We start from the raw sequence: 16,632 nt of genomic DNA on the forward strand, positions 1-16,632 counted from the left end.
TGAGAGCTCCTGTCTGCTGGTTACGGGAAGGGACGGTCAGAGACCGAGGAGCTTCTTCATCCGGCTGGTGTCCGCCGGAGAGAGCTCTGCGGTGCCGCTGATACGGCGCTTCCGGCTCGAGGACTTGTGCTCGAACTTGTGCTGGTTGTTCGTGTGCTCAGCCACCAGCTTCCCGGTGCCCGTGACGCGGATGCGCTTGGCCGCGCCCTTGTGGGTCTTGTTCTTCGGCATGTCCTCGTCCTTGTTCGTGTCTGTCCGCGCCAGGAGCAGCGGGCTGCTCCTGGCGCGGGCCGTCTCGGTCGTGCGGGGGCCCTCGCCCGGCTCAGGCCGGGGGGGCCTGCTCCTCGGATGCCGCCTGCTTCTCGGCCTTCGCAGAGCGCCGCGCGTCGTCGGTCGCCGCCTGGTTCCGGTGCGGCGCGATAACCATGACCATGTTCCGGCCGTCCTGCTTGGGGTTGGACTCCACCACCCCGAGGTCGGCCACGTCGCCGGCCAGCCGCTGCAGCAGCTTGTAGCCCATCTCCGGGCGGGACTGCTCGCGACCGCGGAACATCACGGTGATCTTGACCTTGTCGCCGCCCTTGAGGAAGCGCTCGACGTGGCCCTTCTTGGTCTCGTAGTCGTGCGGGTCGATCTTGAGGCGCAGCCGCATCTCCTTGATGACGGTGAGCGCCTGGTTCCGCCGGGCCTCACGGGCCTTCTGCGCGGCTTCGTACTTGAACTTCCCGTAGTCCATGAGCTTGACGACGGGAGGCCGGGCCATGGGCGCGACCTCGACCAGGTCGAGCTCGGAGTCCTGGGCCAGGCGCAGCGCTTCGCCGATCGGCACGATGCCGACCTGCTCGCCCTCCGGTCCGACCAGGCGGACCTCGGGAACGCGGATGCGGTCGTTGATGCGGGGCTCGGTGATGGCCTCTCCTCTGCTGCTGCGGGGAGGAGTCGCACCCGTCCCGGGTCGCCGACGCAGCAAGGCCCCGTGAGCTGGTGCTCACGGGGCCCACTCGCCGGGGTGCCGCAGCCGACACCCCGGGGCGGGGGTGCCGTCGCGGCCGCGCGAGCCGGCCGGGGCCGACCTGCGCGATCCGGGGACCTGGACGCCTGTGCGGCGCCAGGTGGGAGCGGGCTCCTCTTTGGTCAGTGACCGCCGGTCTCTGCAGACGGCGGCCGCTGTGGTTCACGCGCCTCGATGTAGCGGGGGGAGGCGTGCTCACAGTACAGCGCGCGGGCCCCCGCCGTCATTCCCGGGGGTACAGCAGGTCCTCGCGCGGCGCGGGGTTGCGCTCCCGGTGGTCGGCCAGCAGCGCCCGCAGCCCCCGGACGGCGACCAGCGCCCGCTGACCGTCGGCGGCCTGGATCGCCCCCATCGCCACCTCGTCGTCGTTGCTCAGCAGCAGGCTGGCCCACGGGGAGTGCTGGTCGAAGCGCACCGCGATCACCGCCGACCAGGGCACCTCGTGGTTGATGACGACGTTGCGGATCCGCACCCCGGAGGCGTCGGCGTCCACCCGGGACCGCCCCAGCAGGAGCACGCCCGCCCCCATGGCGAGACCGAGGCCCACCATCGCGACCTGGTCGGAGGTCCGGAAGGACACCACCCCGGTGGTCGACTCCTTGAGCAGCAGGGCGACCACGCTCATCACGATCACCAGACCGGCCGCCATGACCGCGGTGATCACCCGCAGGCGGCGCGGGACAGCGGAGACCGGGTGGGGCGCGGGGTCGGTGGGCGTGGGCTCGGCGGGCACGTCACCATCCTGCCCGCTCCCGACAGTGCCGCGCAGACGTGCAGGTCGGGACGGCGCCGGCTGAGCACAGCCCGCCCGGACGTCCACTCCTGAGGCGGGACGTCACACGGATGGAACACCGAGGACGCACCATGGACGAGTGACCGACAGCCAGCTCGACCACCCCGTGGCCAGCCCTGCCGGAGAGCCCCCGGTGCCGGACCTGCTGCCACTGGCCGGCTACACCGTCGCGGTGACCGCGGCCCGCCGCAGCGAGGAGCTGGGCGCGCTGCTGGACCGCCGCGGTGCCCGGGTGCTCTACGCCCCGGCGATCCGGATCGTGCCGCTGTCCGACGACGCCGACCTGGTCGCGGCCACCCGGGAGGTGCTCGCCGCACCGGTCGACCTGGTGGTGGCCACCACCGGGGTCGGGTTCCGCGGCTGGCTGGAGGCCGCCGAGGCGTGGGACCTGCCCCTGCGCGAGCACCTGGCCACCGCCCGGGTGCTGGCCCGGGGACCGAAGGCCCGCGGCGCGATCCGCGGGGCCGGCCTGGTCGATGCCTGGTCCCCGGAGTCGGAGAGCTCGGCCGAGGTGCTCTCGCACCTGCTGTCCGGGGCCGAGGGCCCGCTGCCCGGCCGCCGGATCGCCGTCCAGCTGCACGGTGACCCGCTGCCCGAGCTCGTCTCCGGGCTGGTGCGGGCCGGTGCCGAGGTCGTCAAGGTCCCGGTCTACCGCTGGGTGCTGCCCGAGGACACCGCCCCGCTGCGCCGCCTCGTCACGGTGATCGCCGCGCGCGCCGTCGACGCGGTGACCTTCACCAGCGCCCCCGCTGCCGCCAGCCTGCTGCAGGTCGCCGAGGAGGAGGGCGTCTACCCCGGCGTCCTCGGTGCCCTGACCGACGCCGTGCTCCCGGTCGCCGTGGGGCCGGTCACCGCCGGACCGCTCGAGGCGGCCGGCATCCGGACGGCCCAGCCCGAGCGGGCCCGGCTCGGCGCGCTGGCCCGCGAGGTCGTCAGCGCGCTGCCGGCCCGGCACCCGGTGCTGCACTCCGGTGCGCACACGCTGCAGGTGCGTGGGCACGCCGCCGTCCTGGACGGCCGGCTGGTGGAGCTCGCCCCCGGGCCGATGGCGGTGCTGCGTGCGCTGGCCCGCCGGCCCGGCGTGGTCGTCTCCCGCGCCGACCTGCTCGGCGAGCTCTCCGGCGGCGGCGACGCGCACGCCGTGGAGATGGCCGTGACCCGGCTGCGCGCCGCCCTGGGTGCCCCGGTCGTGCAGACCGTGGTCAAGCGCGGCTACCGCCTGGCGGTCTGAGCACCCCACCGTCCGGCGACGGCCGCGTGTCCGCGCCCTCACAGCGAGGGCACCGGGCCGGTGCGGCCGTTGTTCCGTGCGGGTCACGTCACCGCGCCGTCGTCGAAACCCCTCGTCCCTAGCGTTCGCGGTGCCCGGGCTGGACCGCCGGGCGACCTGGCCGACCGCACCCGAGGAGCTCGATGACGCCCGTCCTCCCGAAGTCCGACGCCGCCGACCTGGTGGTCGCCGCCCGACTCAGGCGCGGCCTGACCTGGGCCCAGCTCGCCGAGGAGATCGACGCGCCGGTCGTCTGGACCACCGCCGCCCTGCTCGGACAGCACCCGATGACCGCGGACCAGGCGGAGCGGGTCTGCCGGCTGCTGGAGCTGGACGAGAGCGTCGAGGAGAGCCTGCGCCTGCAGCCCTCCCGCGGCTCCGACCCGGCCCGGATGACCGACCCCACGGTCTACCGCTTCCTGGAGGCGCTGTCGGTCTACGGACCGGCGCTCAAGGAGCTGATCCACGAGGAGTTCGGCGACGGGATCATGAGCGCGATCAACTTCCGCGTGGACGTCGCCCGCCGGCCCGACCCGGACGGCGACCGGGTCGTCGTCACCTTCGACGGGAAGTTCCTGGACTACCGCTGGTGACCCCGCGCCGGTTCCCCCCACGCGCCGCCGCGGTCGCTGCGCGCGCTCCCCTCCCACCCGCACAGCCGAGGAGCCACCCATGTCCTACGTGAGCCCGAAGGACTTCACCACCAAGATGATCGACGCGGGCGAGGCGAAGGTCTTCATGGCAACCCGCGACACGTTGATCCGGGCGTTCATGGCCGGGGCCATCCTGGCGCTGGCCGCTGCCTTCGCCGTCACGGTCACCGTGCAGACCGGCCAGCCCATCGTCGGGGCGCTGCTCTTCCCGGTCGGCTTCTGCCTGCTCTACCTGCTCGGCTTCGACCTGCTGACCGGGGTCTTCACGCTGGTGCCGCTGGCGCTGTTCGACAAGCGGCCGGGCGTGACCGTGCGCGGCATGCTGCGCAACTGGGGGCTGGTCTTCACCGGCAACTTCCTGGGCGCGTTCACCGTCGCGGTGATGATGGCGGTGATCTTCACCTACGGCTTCGCGATGCCCCCGAACGAGGTCGGGCAGGCCATCGGCACCATCGGTGAGGGCCGGACCGTCGGGTACGCCGAGTACGGCGCCGCCGGGATGCTGACGCTGTTCCTGCGCGGCGTGCTGTGCAACTGGATGGTCTCCACCGGCGTGGTCGCGGCGATGATGTCGACCTCGGTCTCCGGCAAGGTCATCGCGATGTGGATGCCGATCCTGCTGTTCTTCTACATGGGCTTCGAGCACTCGATCGTGAACATGTTCCTGTTCCCCTCCGGCCTGCTCCTCGGCGGCAACTTCTCCGTCGGTGACTACCTGATCTGGAACGAGATCCCGACCGTCCTCGGCAACCTGGTCGGTGGGCTCGCCTTCGTCGGGCTCACGCTCTACGCCACCCATGCCAAGACAGGGGCCTCCCGCAAGCCGGCGCTCTCCGCCGACCTCCCCCGGGACGCAGCCGTGCCGGCCGACACCACGCCCGTCGGGGCCCGCTGACCCCCCGGCGCCGGCGGCGCACCTGCGGACGACGAACCGGTCCTCTCCCTCGGGAGGGGGCCGGTTCGTCATGCTGGTGGTCCGGGCTCAGCGCCAGTGGTACAGGTCGCGCAGCAGGGCGATCTCGGCGCCGTGGTGGGCGAGCTCGTCGGTGGCGTGCACCAGCAGGTCGGCCCAGCTGGAGTCGGCGTAGGGCCCCCAGGCCGGCCCGAGCGGTCGCCAGATGCCCTCCTCCCCCAGGTCGGTCATCGCCGTGCGGAACGCGGTCGCGGCGACGTCCAGGTCCCGGAGCGCCGATGCGACGTCGCCGTGCCACTCCCGCCCGGACACGGTCAGCGGCCGCCCGGGCGGGGACTGCGCGAGGTAGTCGGCGAAGCAGCCCGAGGCCAGGTGCCACAGCCGCCAGGCGATCGTGGTGACCGGCGCGGGATCCGGCGCCGGGTCGGCCCAGTCCGCCGTCCAGGTGCCGTCGTCGCCGCGGCGCACCGACCAGGCGCCGTCCACCGGCTCGTCGAGGTACTCGGTGTCGCCCAGGCCGTCCAGCCGCTGGTCCAGCCGGGCGCGTGCGTCGTCCCAGCCTCGGAGCAGCACGGGCAGCACGAGTCCGGCCATGCCCTCGGACCGTAGGGCGACCCGCCCACGTTCGGGGGCCCACCCGGCCTCACATCGTGGTCCGGCGGCCCGTGCGGGGCATGTACCGCACCGGTCACGCCGTCGCGGTGGGGTGGAAACGCCCGGTTCCTAGCGTCGTCCCCGGCGCCGTCCCAGCCGGGTGGGCGCCCGCGGTCCGGCCTCGAACCAGGGATGACCTCATGACAGAGACCCAGCTCCACCGCCCGGGCGCACCGGCTGTGTCGCCCCCTGCCGGCGGCGCCACCGCGACCCGGGGTGGCAGTCGGTGGATCGACCACTACGCCCCGGAGGACCCGGCGTTCTGGGCCTCACCGCAGGGGAAGCCGGTCGCCCGCCGCAACCTGGTGTGGTCGGTGCTCGCGGAGAACATCGGGTTCAGCGTGTGGCAGATGTTCAGCGTCGCCACCGCCGTTCTCGCCTCGATCGGCTACGGCTTCACCAGCGACCAGCTCTTCTGGCTGGTCGCCACCGCCGGCCTGGTGGGCGCGATCATGCGGGTGCCCTACACCTTCATGCCGGCGCTGCTCGGTGGGCGCAACTGGACGGTCGTCAGCGCGGCGCTGTTACTGGTGCCGGTGACCATGCTCGTGGTCGCCGCGACCACCGGGCAGCCCTACTGGTTCTGGGTGCTCACCGCGATCACCTGCGGCTTCGGCGGCGGCAACTTCGCCTCCTCGATGGCCAACATCTCCTTCTTCTACCCGGACAAGGAGAAGGGCTTCGCCCTCGGCCTCAACGCCGCCGGCGGCAACATCGGCGTGGCGATCATCCAGCTGGTGGGCCCGCTCGCCGTCACCGCCGGCACCATCGCGGTGATCGGCGGGAGCACCGGGACGACGGCCGGCGGCGACGCCCGGTACGTGCAGAACGTGGCGCTGATCTGGGTGCCGTTCATCGTCCTGGCGGTCGTCGGCGCCTGGTTCGGGATGAACAACCTGTCCGGGGCGAAGGCCAACATCGCCGACCAGGCAGCGATCGCCCGGCGCAAGCAGACCTGGATCATGTCCTTCCTCTACATCGGCGCGTTCGGCTCGTTCATCGGCTTCTCCGGGGCGTTCCCGCTGGTGCTGGCCAACGAGTTCGCCGCCGACACCTACCGCTACGCCTTCCTCGGGCCCCTGGTTGGCTCGCTGTCCCGGCCCTTCGGCGGGTGGCTCGCCGACCGGGTGGGCGGCGCGAAGGTCACGATCGTCACCTTCATCGGCCAGGCCGTCGCGATCGGCGCCGCCATCGCCGCGCTGGGGGCCGGCAGCTTCGGCGGTTTCCTGGCCAGCTTCCTGGTGCTGTTCGCCGTCGTGGGCATGACCAACGGGTCGACCTACCGGATGATCCCGATCATCTACCGGGCCGAGGCCGCCGCGGCGCGCTCGGCGGACACCCCGGCCCAGGTGCTCTACCGCGCGCGGCGGGACACCGCCGCCGCCGTCGGCATCATCTCCGCGGTCGGTGCGCTGGGGGCGGTGTTCATCCCGCGGATCGTGTCGGAGTCCTACCTCGCCACCGGCAGCGTGGTGACCGCCCTGGGCGCCTTCTGCGGCTTCTACATCGCCTGCGTCGCGGTGACCTGGTTCGTCTACCTGCGCCGCGGCACGCTGATGCAGCAGGCCGGCGTCTGACCAACTGCTCCTGGCCGCTCCGCCCCTGCTCCGGGGGCGGGGCGGCCTCCTGCTGCCCCGCCGTGGTGAGACGCGGTCTCCGCCAGGTGCAGCACGGCCCGCGGCGGGCCATGATCACCGCGTGAGGGAACCCATCGGCGATGAGCGCGTGCCCGGCCGGGACCTGGTCGAGACCGGAGAGCTGGTCGCCGGGTCGATGACCCGGGCCGTCGCCGGGCTGCTGTTCGAGCCCGACTCCAGCCCGCTGCGGCTGGACGAGCGGCTCGCCTCCTGCCTCCGGGACGCCGCCACCTCGGCCGCCGAGCTGCCGCTGACCTGGGAGCGCGCCCGGGCCGGCGCCGTCCTGGCCTTCGCCGCGGAGCTGTCGGTCACCCGCGCCCACCAGGGCCGCCCGGTGCGCAGCGACGGCTTCTTCAGCGTGAGCACCGCGGCCCGGTCGGCCGCCGAGCGGCTGGTCGAGGACGTCGTCCAGGCCGCGCGGCGGACCACCGAGGAGCGCCGGGTGCGGCACCTGGGCTACCTGGTCGCCGAGGTGGTCGTCTCCCCCGACATCGACGTGGCGCTGGCCGCCCGGGCGCTGCAGCTGGCCGAGTCGTGCAGCTGGCGCCAGCTGGTGTACCTGGCCGCCGTGGGCCGGCGCGACCGTGCCCCGCTGCCGCTGGGCGCCCTGGAGGACGACCCGCGCGGCTGGCGGGCGTGGGGGGCGCGGGAGGACGTGTCGGACCTGCAGCGCAGCGGGCTGCTGGACCCGGCGCCGGTCGTCTCCCGCCCCGGCGCCGTCCGGCCCCGGCTGCGCCCGACCGACCTGCGGCTGACCCGCCGTGGCGTGCTGGTGCACCGGCTGTTGGCGCTGGACTTCGTCCGCGAGGACGACGTCGCCGCCGCCCTCGCCGACCTCGAGCTGCCCCCCGCCTGACCTCGCCCCTGTTCCCAGCGGTGATCAGGTGCCCTGATCACCGCCTGTCCCCCTGCACCAACGTTGGTGCGGGGGGCCAGGCGTTGGTGCAGGGGGACGGCGGATCGGCCGCGTGGTGCCGCCGTCGCGACCGGGTCAGCCCGCGGACCGCGCGTAGGCCACCGGCGTCGTCGCGATCATCCGGCGGAAGTGCCGGGTCAGGTGCGACTGGTCGGTGAACCCGCTGGCCGCGGCGACCTCGGCGGCGGGCATCCCGTCGAGCAGCAACCGCCGGGCCAGGTCGATCCGCCGGCCGGTCAGGTAGCGGTGCGGCGGCAGCCCGTGCCGCCTCGTGAACGCCCGGACGACGTGGGTCGCCGAGACCCCGAACAGCGCCGCGGCCTCCTCCAGCGCCAGCCCCTCGGCCACCCGGGTGTCCAGCAGGTCACGCACCCGGTCGGCCAGGGCGTCGTCCCGCACGGCCGGCGGGGCGGCCACGGCGCGGTCCAGGTGCTGGCCGAGTCGCTCCCGCACGAACGCCCACCGGCTCTGCGCCTCCAGGGCGTCACCGCCGGGCCGCACCGCCGCGTGCAGGGCGGAGAGCCGGCTGCGCAGGGCGTCGTCGTCGAACGCCGGCTGGTCGACGGCCACCCCGACCCGGTCGGCGCCGAGGGTGTCGGCGGCCAGGTAGAGCACCCGCTTGTGGAAGCCGCCGGGCGACCAGGACCGGCCGTCGTGCGGCACGCCGGGCGGCAGCAGGGTCACCTCGGCCCGGGAGGCGCCGTGGGCGTGCCGGTCCAGGTCGTAGCGGACCACCCCGTCGTCGACCAGCAGCAGCGTCCAGGACTCGTGGGTGTGCGCGGGGTAGACGTGGTCGGTGAAGTGGGCGTGGAAGACCTCGGTCAGCCCGGGCACGTCCGGCCGCCAGGCGACCACCTCGCTCACGTCAGGAACGTACAAGACCCGACGGACGGCGGGCCGCGACGCTGAGCAGCATGGACACCCCCGCCGAGGCACCCCGCTGGGCCACGAAGATCGCCGTCCTGCTGCGCGCGGACCTCGCCCCCTGGCAGGCGTTGAACGTGACCGCGTTCCTGGTCAGCGGGATCACCGCGACCGGCCCCGAGCTGGTCGGCGAGCCGTACGAGGACGCCGACGGCACCGGCTACCTGCCGATGCTGCGCCAGCCGGTGCTCGTCCTCACCGGGCGGGCCGAGCTGCTGCGCACCGCCCGCACCCGGGCGCTGGAGCGGTCGCTGACCCCCGCCGTCTTCACCGCCGAGCTGTTCAGCACGCCGGGCGACGTGCAGAACCGGGCCGCCGTCCGCGCGGTCGCCGGCACCGACCTGGACCTCGTGGGCCTTGCGGTGCACGGCCCGAGGAACGCCGTCGACAAGGTCGTGAAGGGCGCCGGCATGCACCCGTGAAGGACTCCCTCGCACGCTCGCGGCGGGCCCCCTGCGAGGGGGCCGGACTACACGGTGACGACCAGGGCGCCGTCCTGGTCGGAGACCGGGAAGAGCCGCACCGGCGGCGCGGTGCTGGTGCAGGTGCCGTCGGACCAGCGGAAGGCGTACAGGTGCAGCGGGCAGACCAGCACGGTCGCGTCGGTCTGCCCGTCGGCCAGCGGCCCGCCGGAGTGCGGGCAGGCCGCCTGGGTGGCGTGCAGCGACCCGTCGCGCAGCCGGAACACGGCGACCTGCACGTCACCGGCGACGAATGCCCGGCCCTCCCCCGGCGGCACGTCGTCCACCCGGCCGACCACGTGCGGCACGCCCGCTCCTCCGGCCGCCGCACCGTCGGTGACCTCGGTGGCCGGCGTGCCGGCCTTCGGCGGTGCGCTGGTGGGCGCCCCGGGGGCGTCGGAGTGGGTGGCGATCATCGGACCGGGACCATCGGCAGGTCGACCAGCGGCAACGCGGTGCGGAACTGGCCGGGGGTGGCCGGTTGCGCCCCGTCCTGGCCCCACGGGTCGGTGTAGGCGTCGATGGAGCGCTGCAGGCCGGCGTCGAGGTCGGCGAGGACCTCCTCGCTGCCCTCCAGCAGGACCGCCTTGATGTGGTCCAGACCGACCCGGGGCACGAAGTCGTAGGTGCGCTCGAGCCAGTTGGCGTTCTCCCGGTAGTACTGGATGAACCGGCCGCTGAGCTCCATCACCGCCGCCGGGGAGTCGACGGTGGCCAGCAGGTCGCCCTTGCGGATGGTGGCACCGGCCGCACCGCCGACGTAGACCTCCCACTTCCCGTTGCCGACCGCGACGACGCCGACGTCCTTGACGTAGGCCTCGGCGCAGTTCCGCGGGCAGCCGACCACGGCCATCTTGATCTTGGCCGGGCTCTCGATGCCCTGGAAGCGGGTCTCCAGGTCGATGCCCAGCTGGGTGGAGTCGCCGAGCCCGAACCGGCAGAAGTCGGTGCCCACGCAGGTCTTCACGGTGCGGAAGCTCTTGCCGTAGGCGTAGCCCGAGGGCATGCCCAGGTCGGCCCACATCGCCGGCAGGTCCTCCTTGCGGACCCCGAGCAGGTCGATCCGCTGGCCGCCGGTGACCTTGACCATCGGGACCTCGTACTTCTCGGCCACGTCGGCGATCTTCCGGAGCTGGGCCGGGGTGGTCACCCCGCCCTTCATCTGCGGGACGACGGAGAACGTGCCGTCGCGCTGGATGTTGCCGTGCACCCGGTCGTTGATGAACTTGGCGTCGTTCTCCTGCTCGTACTCCGCACCCCACACCAGCCGCAGCAGCGAGGTCAGGCCCATCTTCGACTTCGCGTCCTCCTCCCCACCGGGGGCCAGCGCGGTGAAGACGGCGGAGACGCTGCGCAGCTGCTGGTCCCGGATCGCGGCGATCAGCTCGGGCTTGGGGAGCGGGATGCCCGGCACGTACCAGGACTCGGCCGGGTCCTCCTGCACGTCCCCGTCGGCGGCCCACTCGACGACCTGCTTCACCAGGAGCTTGCAGGAGCCGCAGCCCTTGCCGGCGCGGGTGGCGTCCATGCAGCCGCCGACGCTCGTCGTCCCCGCCTTGACCGTGTCGACCAGCGCCTGCTTGGTCACCCCGTTGCAGTTGCAGACCTGCGAGTCGCCGGGCATCTCCGCGACGCCCACCTCCGCGGCGCCGTCGGAGAGGTCGACGAGCAGCCTGATCCGCTCGGCGGGCAGCGGGGTGCCGCGGTCGAAGGCCTGGGTCAGGAAGGCGACCTTGCGGGTGTCGCCGAGCAGGGTCGCGCCGACGAGCTTGTCGTCCCGGACGACGACCGACAGGTGCACCCCGCGGCGGGGCTCGGAGATCACCAGGAACTCGTCGGTGTCCCGTTCGGGGCGGTTGACGCCCATCGTGGCGACGTCCACCCCGGCGACCTTGAGCTTCGTCGCCGTCCGGGAGCCGTGGTACTCCGCGTCCGGATCGGCGCCCGTGAGCAGGTCGGCGAGCACCCGGGCCTGCTCCCACACCGGGGCGACCAACCCGTAGAGCTCACCGCGGTGCTGGGCGCACTCGCCGACGGCGTAGACGTCGGGGTCGTCGGTGCGCAGCTGGTCGTCGACGACGATGCCCCGCTCCACCTCCAGACCGCTGAGCAGCGCGACCTCGGTGACCGGCCGGATGCCGGCGGCGATGACCAGCATGTCCGCGTCGACCGCGCGGCCGTCGGCCAGCACGACGCCGCGCACCCGGTCCGGGCCGATCGCCTCGGTGGTGCGGGTGGCCAGGTGGACGACGATGCCCAGCGCCTCGACGCTGTTCTTCAGGATCGCGCCGCCGTCGGGGTCCAGCTGCTGGTTCATCAGGTGGGTGCCGGCGTGCACCACCTCGACCTGCAGCCCGTGCCCCTGCAGGGCACGCGCGGCCTCCAGGCCGAGCAGCCCGCCGCCGACGACCACGACCCGCTCGTGCTCTGCGGCGGCCGCGAGCATCGCCCGGGTGTCGTCGATGGTGCGGAAGCCGAAGACGCCGGGGAGCAGCTGCTCGTCGGCGGTGTAGAGCCCGGTCATCGGCGGGATGAACGAGCGGCTGCCGGTGGCCAGCACCAGCTGGTCGTACGCGGTCGTCGTCCCGTCGGCGGCGTAGACGATCTTGGCGTGGGTGTCGATCCGGTCGACCCGCACGCCGGCCCGCAGCGTCACGCCCTGGTCGGCGTACCAGTCGTGGCTGTTGAGGACGATGTCGTCCTCGTGCTCCTCCCCGGCCAGGACGTGGGACAGCATGATCCGGTTGTAGTTGCCGTGCGGCTCCTCGCCGAACACGGTGATCGCGAACTGCTCGCCGCCGCCGCGTTCGAGCACCTCCTCGACCACCCGCGCCCCGGCCATGCCGTTGCCCACCACGACCAGCCGCTGCCGGGAGTCCGTCCCGTCGGCGTCGTCCATGGCGAAGTGCAGCGTGCTCACGCCTGCGGGGCGCCCACCCAGGACCGCCGTCATCAGACCTCCACCAGGCCCAGGTCGAGCACCAGGTCGCCGGTGACGCCCACCGGTGCGGCGGCGTGCAGCTCGACCACGGTGCCGCCGTCGAGGTCCTCGACCACCCGCAGCGGCACGTGGCAGTCGCCCTTGGCACCGATCGGGAACCAGCGCATCGGCTGGCCGTCGCGCACCAGCAGCACGTAGACGAGCTCGTCGGTGGAGTTGCCGCCGCGGAAGTAGAGCGCCTGCGCGCTCTTGCCCTCGGGGACCTGGTAGCGCAGGGCGGGGTCCAGCGGGCCGGGCTTGCCCAGCCCCTCGCCGGTGATCGGGTAGACGCCGTGCAGGAAGCGCGGGGTGCTCTTCACGCTGGTGGTCCTCCTCCGGGATGGGGCGTGCGGGGTGTGGGCCGTCGGTGCGGCGTGCGGGCCGGGCTGCGGTTGGGTGGCCGGTGCCGGTGGCGGGAGGTGTTCCGCGGGTTCACCGACCCGGGAGACGGCGACCGCGCAGGCCTTGAAGGCCGGCATCCGGCTGGTGGGGTCCAGCGCCGGGTCGGTGAGCGCGTTGGCGCTGGAGCCGCCGCCCCAGTGGAAGGGCGCGAAGACGACGTCCGGGCGGATCGTGTCGGTGATCAGCGCGTGGAAGCGGGCCCGGCCGCGCCGGGTGGCGAGCTCGACGACGTCGTCCTGACCGATGCCGAGGGCGCGGGCCAGGTCGGGGTGCAGCTCCACCCGCGGGGTGGGTGCGACCAGCTGCAGGCTGCGGGAGCGGCGGGTCTGGGTGCCCGACTGGTACTGGGCGAGCACCCGGCCGGTGGTGAGCACGTAGGGGTACTCGGCGTCGGGGCGCTCGTGGGCGTCGACCTGCTCGACCCGCCAGAACCGGGCCCGCCCGTCGGGGGTGGCGAACCGGTCGGTGAACAGCCGCGGCGTGCCCGGGTGGTCGGGGTGCGGGACGGGCCAGAAGAGGCCCTGCTCGTCGTCGATCCGCCGGTAGGTGATGCCGGAGTAGTCGGCCGGCCCGCCGGCGCTGGCCCGGCCGAGCTCGGTGAAGACGGTCGCGGCGTCCCCGCTGAAGCCCGGCACCCCCAGCCGGTCGGCCAGCTCGGCGAGCAGCTGCAGGTCGTCGCGGACGCCGTCAGGCGGGTCCATCGCGCGGCGGCGGCGGATCACCCGGCCCTCCAGGTTGGTCATCGTCCCCTCCTCCTCCGCCCACATGGCGCTGGGCAGGACCACGTCGGCGAGCTCGGCGGTCTCGGAGAGGAAGAAGTCGCTGACCACGAGGAAGTCCAGGTCGCGCAGCCGGCTGATCACCCGCCGGGCGTCGGGGGCGGAGACGGCGACGTTGGAGGCCATCACCAGCAGCGTGCGGACCCCGCCCTCGGTGCCGAGGGCGTCGAGCAGCTCGAAGGCGCTGCGGCCGGGTCCGGGCAGGTCGTCGGGGTCGACGCCCCAGACGGCGGCGACGTGCGCCCGCGCCGCCGGGTCGGTGATCTTCCGGTAGCCGGGCAGCTGGTCGGCCTTCTGCCCGTGCTCCCGCCCGCCCTGCCCGTTGCCCTGGCCGGTGACGGTGCCCCAGCCGCTGCCCTCGCGCCCGGGCAGGCCGAGGGCCAGCGCCAGGTTGATCCAGGCCTGCGTGGTGTCCACCCCGCTGCGGTGCTGCTCCGCACCCCGGGCGGTCAGGATGATCGACCGTCGTCCCCGGGCGAGGGCGAAGACGGTGCGGCGCTGCTGCTCGACCGGCACCCCGGTGAGCCGCTCCACCCGGTCGGGCCAGTAGCCCGCGACCCCGGCCCGGACGGCGTCGAAGCCGGTGGTGCGCGCGGCGACGTAGGTCTCGTCGACCAGCCCCTCGGCGATCGCGATGTGCAGCAGCCCGTTGGCCAGCGCGAGGTCGGTGGCCGGCAGCGGCTGCAGGTGGAGCGAGGCGTGGCGGGCGGTGCTGGTGCGGCGCGGGTCGACCACGATGTGCTCGGCGCCCCGCGCGCGGCCGGCGTCGAACCACTGCATCGCCGGGGGCATCGTGTCGGCCGGGTTGCTGCCGACCAGCACGACCACGTCGGCCTCGGCGATGTCGGCCAGCGGGAACGGCAGGCCGCGGTCCAGCCCGAAGGCCCGGATCGCCGCGCCGGCCGCCGAGGACATGCAGAACCGGCCGTTGTAGTCGATGGCGCTGGTGCGCAGCGCGACCCGGGCGAACTTGCCGAACTGGTAGGCCTGCTCGTTGGTCAGCCCGCCGCCGCCGAAGCAGCCGACGGCGTCGCGGCCGTGGTCCCGCTGGGTGGCCCGGATCGCGGTGACGACCCGGTCGAGGGCGACCTCCCAGCTGCTCTCCACCAGCGGGCTGGTCCGGTTGGTGGGGTCGGCGCGGACCAGCGGCCGGGTGAGGCGTTCGGGGTGGTCGAGCAGTTCCGGGGCCGACCAGCCCTTGGAGCACAGCCCGCCGCGGTTGGTCGGGAAGTCGGCCGGCACCAGGGTGGCCGGGCGGTCGCCGGCGGTCATCGTGACCCCGCACTGCAGCGAGCAGTACGGGCAGTGGGTGGCGGTGGTGCGCGTGCCGACGCCGGGGGTGGGCAACGAGACGGCGGCGGACACATCTGCGAGCGTGCGGTGGCCCGGTTTCCCGGTGGGGGCGCTCAGGTCAAGCTCGCGTTCCGTCGCCCTCACACCGGCGCGCCCAGGACGGTGCACCGTTCCTCGCGGCGCCCCCGCACGGCCGTCGTCCGGCGAGTGACAGCTGAGCGGGCTCCCCCGCTCCGGGAAGCCCGCTGTGCTGTCACTCGGTGCGTCGTCCCGCTGTGACGGGTGGGCTCGCCTCCGTGACGGGGGACGTCCTACCGTCGAACGACGCGGTCCCGATCGACAGGCGGGTGGAGAGACGATGCGACGGTGCCTGGTGCTCGCCAACCAGACCCTCGGTGGGCCACGCCTGCTGGAGGCGATCCAGCAGCGGATGGCCGTACGGGAGCACGTCTTCTACGTCGTCGTCCCCGCCACGCCGGTCGCCCACCAGCAGCGCGCGAGGTCCGAGGGCGACGCGCCGGCCGACCCCGCGCGCGCCCTGGCCGCCCAGCGCCTGACCGACGCACTGGCGCAGATCCGCGGACTCGGGGCAGCCGCGGACGGCGAGGTGGGCGACCCCGATCCGCTGCAGGCCGTGCGCCTGGCGCTGCGCCGGTTCAGCGCCGACGAGATCGTGGTGTCGACCCTGACTCGGGGGGTCTCCCGCTGGCTGCGGGCCGACCTGCCGAGCCGGGTGTCGCGGTCCTTCGACCTGCCGGTCGAGCACGTGGTGGGCGAGGCGGGACCGGACTGACGACCCGGCGAGCCCGTTGCCGGCGCGCGCCGGGAGGCTGGTGCACGGTCGGGCCGCAGGGCAGGCTGTCGGCCGTGGACGAGCAGACCGAGCAGCGGCTGGTGCAGGTGGCGACCGACGAGATGCGGGTGCCGTTCTGGGTGGTGCTGGCCGGGGTCGGCGTGGGCTCGTTCTGGACGCTGATGGGCGTCCTCGTCGGCACCCGGGTCGCCCGACGGCGCTGAGCTCTCCCCGATCCGTGCCAGGCTGGTCCGGTGTTCGAGGACGGCGGCGAGGTCCTGGCCCTGCTGATCCCGGCGATCGGTGCCGGGGTGGGCGGGCTGTTCGGCCGGCGGCTGCGCCACCAGCGGCTGCGGCGCCGGATGCGCGAGGGCCGCACCGAGCTGTCCGCGCGCTCCGCGGACGGCTGGGGTCCCTCCCTGTCGCGGAGCTGGCGGACCTACCTCGCGACGCCGCGGCTGGGCGAACTGGTCCTGCGTCGCAGGTTCCGGCGCGACGGGGCGGGGCCGGCGGTGACGGTGCTCGCCGTCGACCCGCAGACCCGCCGGCCGCAGGTCCGTGAGTGGTGGCGCATGCAGGCGGTGAGGTCCCGGGTGCTGACCGTCCGGACCCCCGAGGGCCGCATCGAGCTCGCCGTCCCCGAGTACCAGGTGGCCTGGCTGCGGGACCGGCTGGTCGGCCCCGCCGGTCAGGCCGCCGCCCCGGGCGCTCAGTAGCGGGAGATCTCCACCAGGTTGGCGTCCGGGTCGCGCACGTACACGCTGCGCATCTCCCCGAGCGCCCCCTGCTTGGTCACCGGGCCCACCTCGACGGGCACGCCGTGCGCCGCGAGGTCCTCGCGCACCTGGTCCAGCGGGTCCTCGGTGACCAGGCAGAAGTCGGCCGTGCCGGTGCCGGCCTGTGCGGCCCGGGGATCGAACTCGGCGCCGCGCACGTGCAGGTTGATCTTCTGCCGGCCGAACCGCAGCGCCGTCCGCCCCTCGCCGAAGGTCTCCACGGTCATGCCGAGCACCTGCGTGTAGAAGGCGACGGTCCGGTCGAGGTCGGCCACGGTCAGCACCAGGTGGTCGATCCGGTCGATGCGCATGCGCCGGTCCTACACCCTCGGCAGCACCCCGACGGGAGCGACCCGGCGGTCGCTGACCGACGGTC

At 74.0% G+C, this 16,632-nt stretch carries 18 protein-coding genes; 9 read left to right on the forward strand and 9 right to left on the reverse strand.

The genetic code is table 11. The annotated features are described in order from the left end of the window. Nucleotides 1–36: 36 nt before the first annotated feature. The 3 genes from rpmI to O2W20_RS17480 all read right to left on the reverse strand — a co-directional run bounded on the left by rpmI (nt 37) and on the right by O2W20_RS17480 (nt 1,745). Entirely contained in the window at nt 37–231 is a 195-nt protein-coding gene (rpmI, locus tag O2W20_RS17470; protein ID WP_269156764.1) for a 50S ribosomal protein L35, read from the reverse strand. Nucleotides 232–322: 91 nt separating this feature from the next. Continuing rightward, the gene (gene infC / locus O2W20_RS17475) at nt 323–970 is read right to left on the reverse strand and encodes a translation initiation factor IF-3 (RefSeq protein ID WP_269171896.1); all 648 of its coding nucleotides are present in this window, start codon (nt 968–970) and stop codon (nt 323–325) included. 265 nt (nt 971–1,235) lie between these two features. After that, nucleotides 1,236–1,745 carry a PH domain-containing protein gene (locus tag O2W20_RS17480; protein WP_269171895.1) on the reverse strand — a complete coding sequence of 170 codons (510 nt, stop codon included), beginning with the start codon at nt 1,743–1,745 and terminating at the stop codon, nt 1,236–1,238. A gap of 139 nt (nt 1,746–1,884) precedes the next feature. Here O2W20_RS17480 and O2W20_RS17485 point away from each other — a divergent pair, with 139 nt between their 5' ends. From O2W20_RS17485 to O2W20_RS17495, 3 genes are all read left to right on the forward strand, one after another. Continuing rightward, a complete protein-coding gene (locus tag O2W20_RS17485) occupies nt 1,885–3,036 on the forward strand; it encodes a uroporphyrinogen-III synthase (RefSeq protein WP_269171894.1) in 1,152 nt (383 codons plus the stop codon). 182 nt (nt 3,037–3,218) lie between these two features. Next, complete coding sequence (gene cynS, locus O2W20_RS17490; RefSeq protein ID WP_269171893.1) at nt 3,219–3,668, forward strand: cyanase; 450 nt, start codon at nt 3,219–3,221, stop codon at nt 3,666–3,668. 79 nt (nt 3,669–3,747) lie between these two features. Beyond that, nucleotides 3,748–4,623, forward strand: coding sequence for a formate/nitrite transporter family protein (locus tag O2W20_RS17495; RefSeq protein WP_269171892.1), 876 nt, complete (start codon nt 3,748–3,750; stop codon nt 4,621–4,623). Nucleotides 4,624–4,710: 87 nt separating this feature from the next. Here the strand turns inward: O2W20_RS17495 and O2W20_RS17500 are convergent, their stop codons facing one another. Next, on the reverse strand, nt 4,711–5,235 hold the full coding sequence (locus tag O2W20_RS17500; RefSeq protein WP_269171891.1) for a DinB family protein: 525 nt from the start codon (nt 5,233–5,235) through the stop codon (nt 4,711–4,713). A gap of 200 nt (nt 5,236–5,435) precedes the next feature. Between O2W20_RS17500 and O2W20_RS17505 the strand changes: the two genes are divergently transcribed. Then, entirely contained in the window at nt 5,436–6,872 is a 1,437-nt protein-coding gene (locus tag O2W20_RS17505; RefSeq protein ID WP_269171890.1) for an MFS transporter, read from the forward strand. A 121-nt stretch (nt 6,873–6,993) separates the two neighbouring features. Continuing rightward, nucleotides 6,994–7,788: a hypothetical protein gene (locus O2W20_RS17510; RefSeq protein WP_269171889.1), complete on the forward strand. Its 795-nt coding sequence runs from the start codon at nt 6,994–6,996 to the stop codon at nt 7,786–7,788. Between the two features lie 135 nt (nt 7,789–7,923). On the opposite strand, the gene O2W20_RS17515 is transcribed toward O2W20_RS17510, so the two are convergent. After that, nucleotides 7,924–8,712 carry an AraC family transcriptional regulator gene (locus O2W20_RS17515; RefSeq protein ID WP_269171888.1) on the reverse strand — a complete coding sequence of 263 codons (789 nt, stop codon included), beginning with the start codon at nt 8,710–8,712 and terminating at the stop codon, nt 7,924–7,926. 50 nt (nt 8,713–8,762) lie between these two features. Between O2W20_RS17515 and O2W20_RS17520 the strand changes: the two genes are divergently transcribed. After that, complete coding sequence (locus O2W20_RS17520; RefSeq protein ID WP_269171887.1) at nt 8,763–9,194, forward strand: DUF2000 domain-containing protein; 432 nt, start codon at nt 8,763–8,765, stop codon at nt 9,192–9,194. 47 nt (nt 9,195–9,241) lie between these two features. Here the strand turns inward: O2W20_RS17520 and O2W20_RS17525 are convergent, their stop codons facing one another. The 3 genes from O2W20_RS17525 to O2W20_RS17535 are packed head-to-tail and all read right to left on the reverse strand — an operon-like array spanning nt 9,242 to nt 14,759. Further along, on the reverse strand, nt 9,242–9,649 hold the full coding sequence (locus tag O2W20_RS17525; RefSeq protein ID WP_269171886.1) for a Rieske (2Fe-2S) protein: 408 nt from the start codon (nt 9,647–9,649) through the stop codon (nt 9,242–9,244). Continuing rightward, a complete protein-coding gene (nirB, locus tag O2W20_RS17530) occupies nt 9,646–12,186 on the reverse strand; it encodes a nitrite reductase large subunit NirB (RefSeq protein ID WP_269171885.1) in 2,541 nt (846 codons plus the stop codon). Before nirB ends, O2W20_RS17525 begins: the two co-directional genes overlap by 4 nt. Then, nucleotides 12,186–14,759, reverse strand: a complete 2,574-nt coding sequence (locus tag O2W20_RS17535) for a molybdopterin oxidoreductase family protein (RefSeq protein WP_269171884.1) — start codon at nt 14,757–14,759, stop codon at nt 12,186–12,188. The genes nirB and O2W20_RS17535 overlap by 1 nt, the downstream gene beginning before the upstream one ends. Nucleotides 14,760–15,045: 286 nt before the next feature. On the opposite strand from O2W20_RS17535, the gene O2W20_RS17540 reads away from it, so the two are divergent. The 3 genes from O2W20_RS17540 (at nt 15,046) to O2W20_RS17550 (ending at nt 16,196) form a co-directional block, all read left to right on the forward strand. Further along, the gene (locus tag O2W20_RS17540; protein WP_269171883.1) at nt 15,046–15,480 is read left to right on the forward strand and encodes a hypothetical protein; all 435 of its coding nucleotides are present in this window, start codon (nt 15,046–15,048) and stop codon (nt 15,478–15,480) included. 74 nt (nt 15,481–15,554) lie between these two features. After that, complete coding sequence (locus O2W20_RS17545; protein WP_269165494.1) at nt 15,555–15,704, forward strand: hypothetical protein; 150 nt, start codon at nt 15,555–15,557, stop codon at nt 15,702–15,704. A 30-nt stretch (nt 15,705–15,734) separates the two neighbouring features. Further along, entirely contained in the window at nt 15,735–16,196 is a 462-nt protein-coding gene (locus tag O2W20_RS17550; protein WP_269171882.1) for a hypothetical protein, read from the forward strand. Here the strand turns inward: O2W20_RS17550 and O2W20_RS17555 are convergent. Next, on the reverse strand, nt 16,190–16,567 hold the full coding sequence (locus tag O2W20_RS17555) for a VOC family protein (RefSeq protein WP_269171881.1): 378 nt from the start codon (nt 16,565–16,567) through the stop codon (nt 16,190–16,192). The two genes, O2W20_RS17550 and O2W20_RS17555, sit on opposite strands and share 7 nt — an antisense overlap. Nucleotides 16,568–16,632: the final 65 nt, after the last annotated feature.

Origin of the sequence: Modestobacter sp. VKM Ac-2982, assembly GCF_026967935.1 — a bacterium.
Taxonomy (GTDB): Bacteria; Actinomycetota; Actinomycetes; order Mycobacteriales; family Geodermatophilaceae; genus Modestobacter.

Bases quoted from the DNA above. Each gene is read 5' to 3' on its own strand.
- rpmI (WP_269156764.1), bottom strand. From the start codon at position 231: ATGCCGAAGAACAAGACCCACAAGGGCGCGGCCAAGCGCATCCGCGTC.
- cynS (WP_269171893.1), top strand. From the start codon at position 3,219: ATGACGCCCGTCCTCCCGAAGTCCGACGCCGCCGACCTGGTGGTCGCC.
- O2W20_RS17495 (WP_269171892.1), top strand. From the start codon at position 3,748: ATGTCCTACGTGAGCCCGAAGGACTTCACCACCAAGATGATCGACGCG.
- O2W20_RS17500 (WP_269171891.1), bottom strand. From the start codon at position 5,235: ATGGCCGGACTCGTGCTGCCCGTGCTGCTCCGAGGCTGGGACGACGCA.
- O2W20_RS17505 (WP_269171890.1), top strand. From the start codon at position 5,436: ATGACAGAGACCCAGCTCCACCGCCCGGGCGCACCGGCTGTGTCGCCC.
- O2W20_RS17520 (WP_269171887.1), top strand. From the start codon at position 8,763: ATGGACACCCCCGCCGAGGCACCCCGCTGGGCCACGAAGATCGCCGTC.
- O2W20_RS17525 (WP_269171886.1), bottom strand. From the start codon at position 9,649: ATGATCGCCACCCACTCCGACGCCCCCGGGGCGCCCACCAGCGCACCG.
- nirB (WP_269171885.1), bottom strand. From the start codon at position 12,186: ATGACGGCGGTCCTGGGTGGGCGCCCCGCAGGCGTGAGCACGCTGCAC.
- O2W20_RS17540 (WP_269171883.1), top strand. From the start codon at position 15,046: ATGCGACGGTGCCTGGTGCTCGCCAACCAGACCCTCGGTGGGCCACGC.
- O2W20_RS17555 (WP_269171881.1), bottom strand. From the start codon at position 16,567: ATGCGCATCGACCGGATCGACCACCTGGTGCTGACCGTGGCCGACCTC.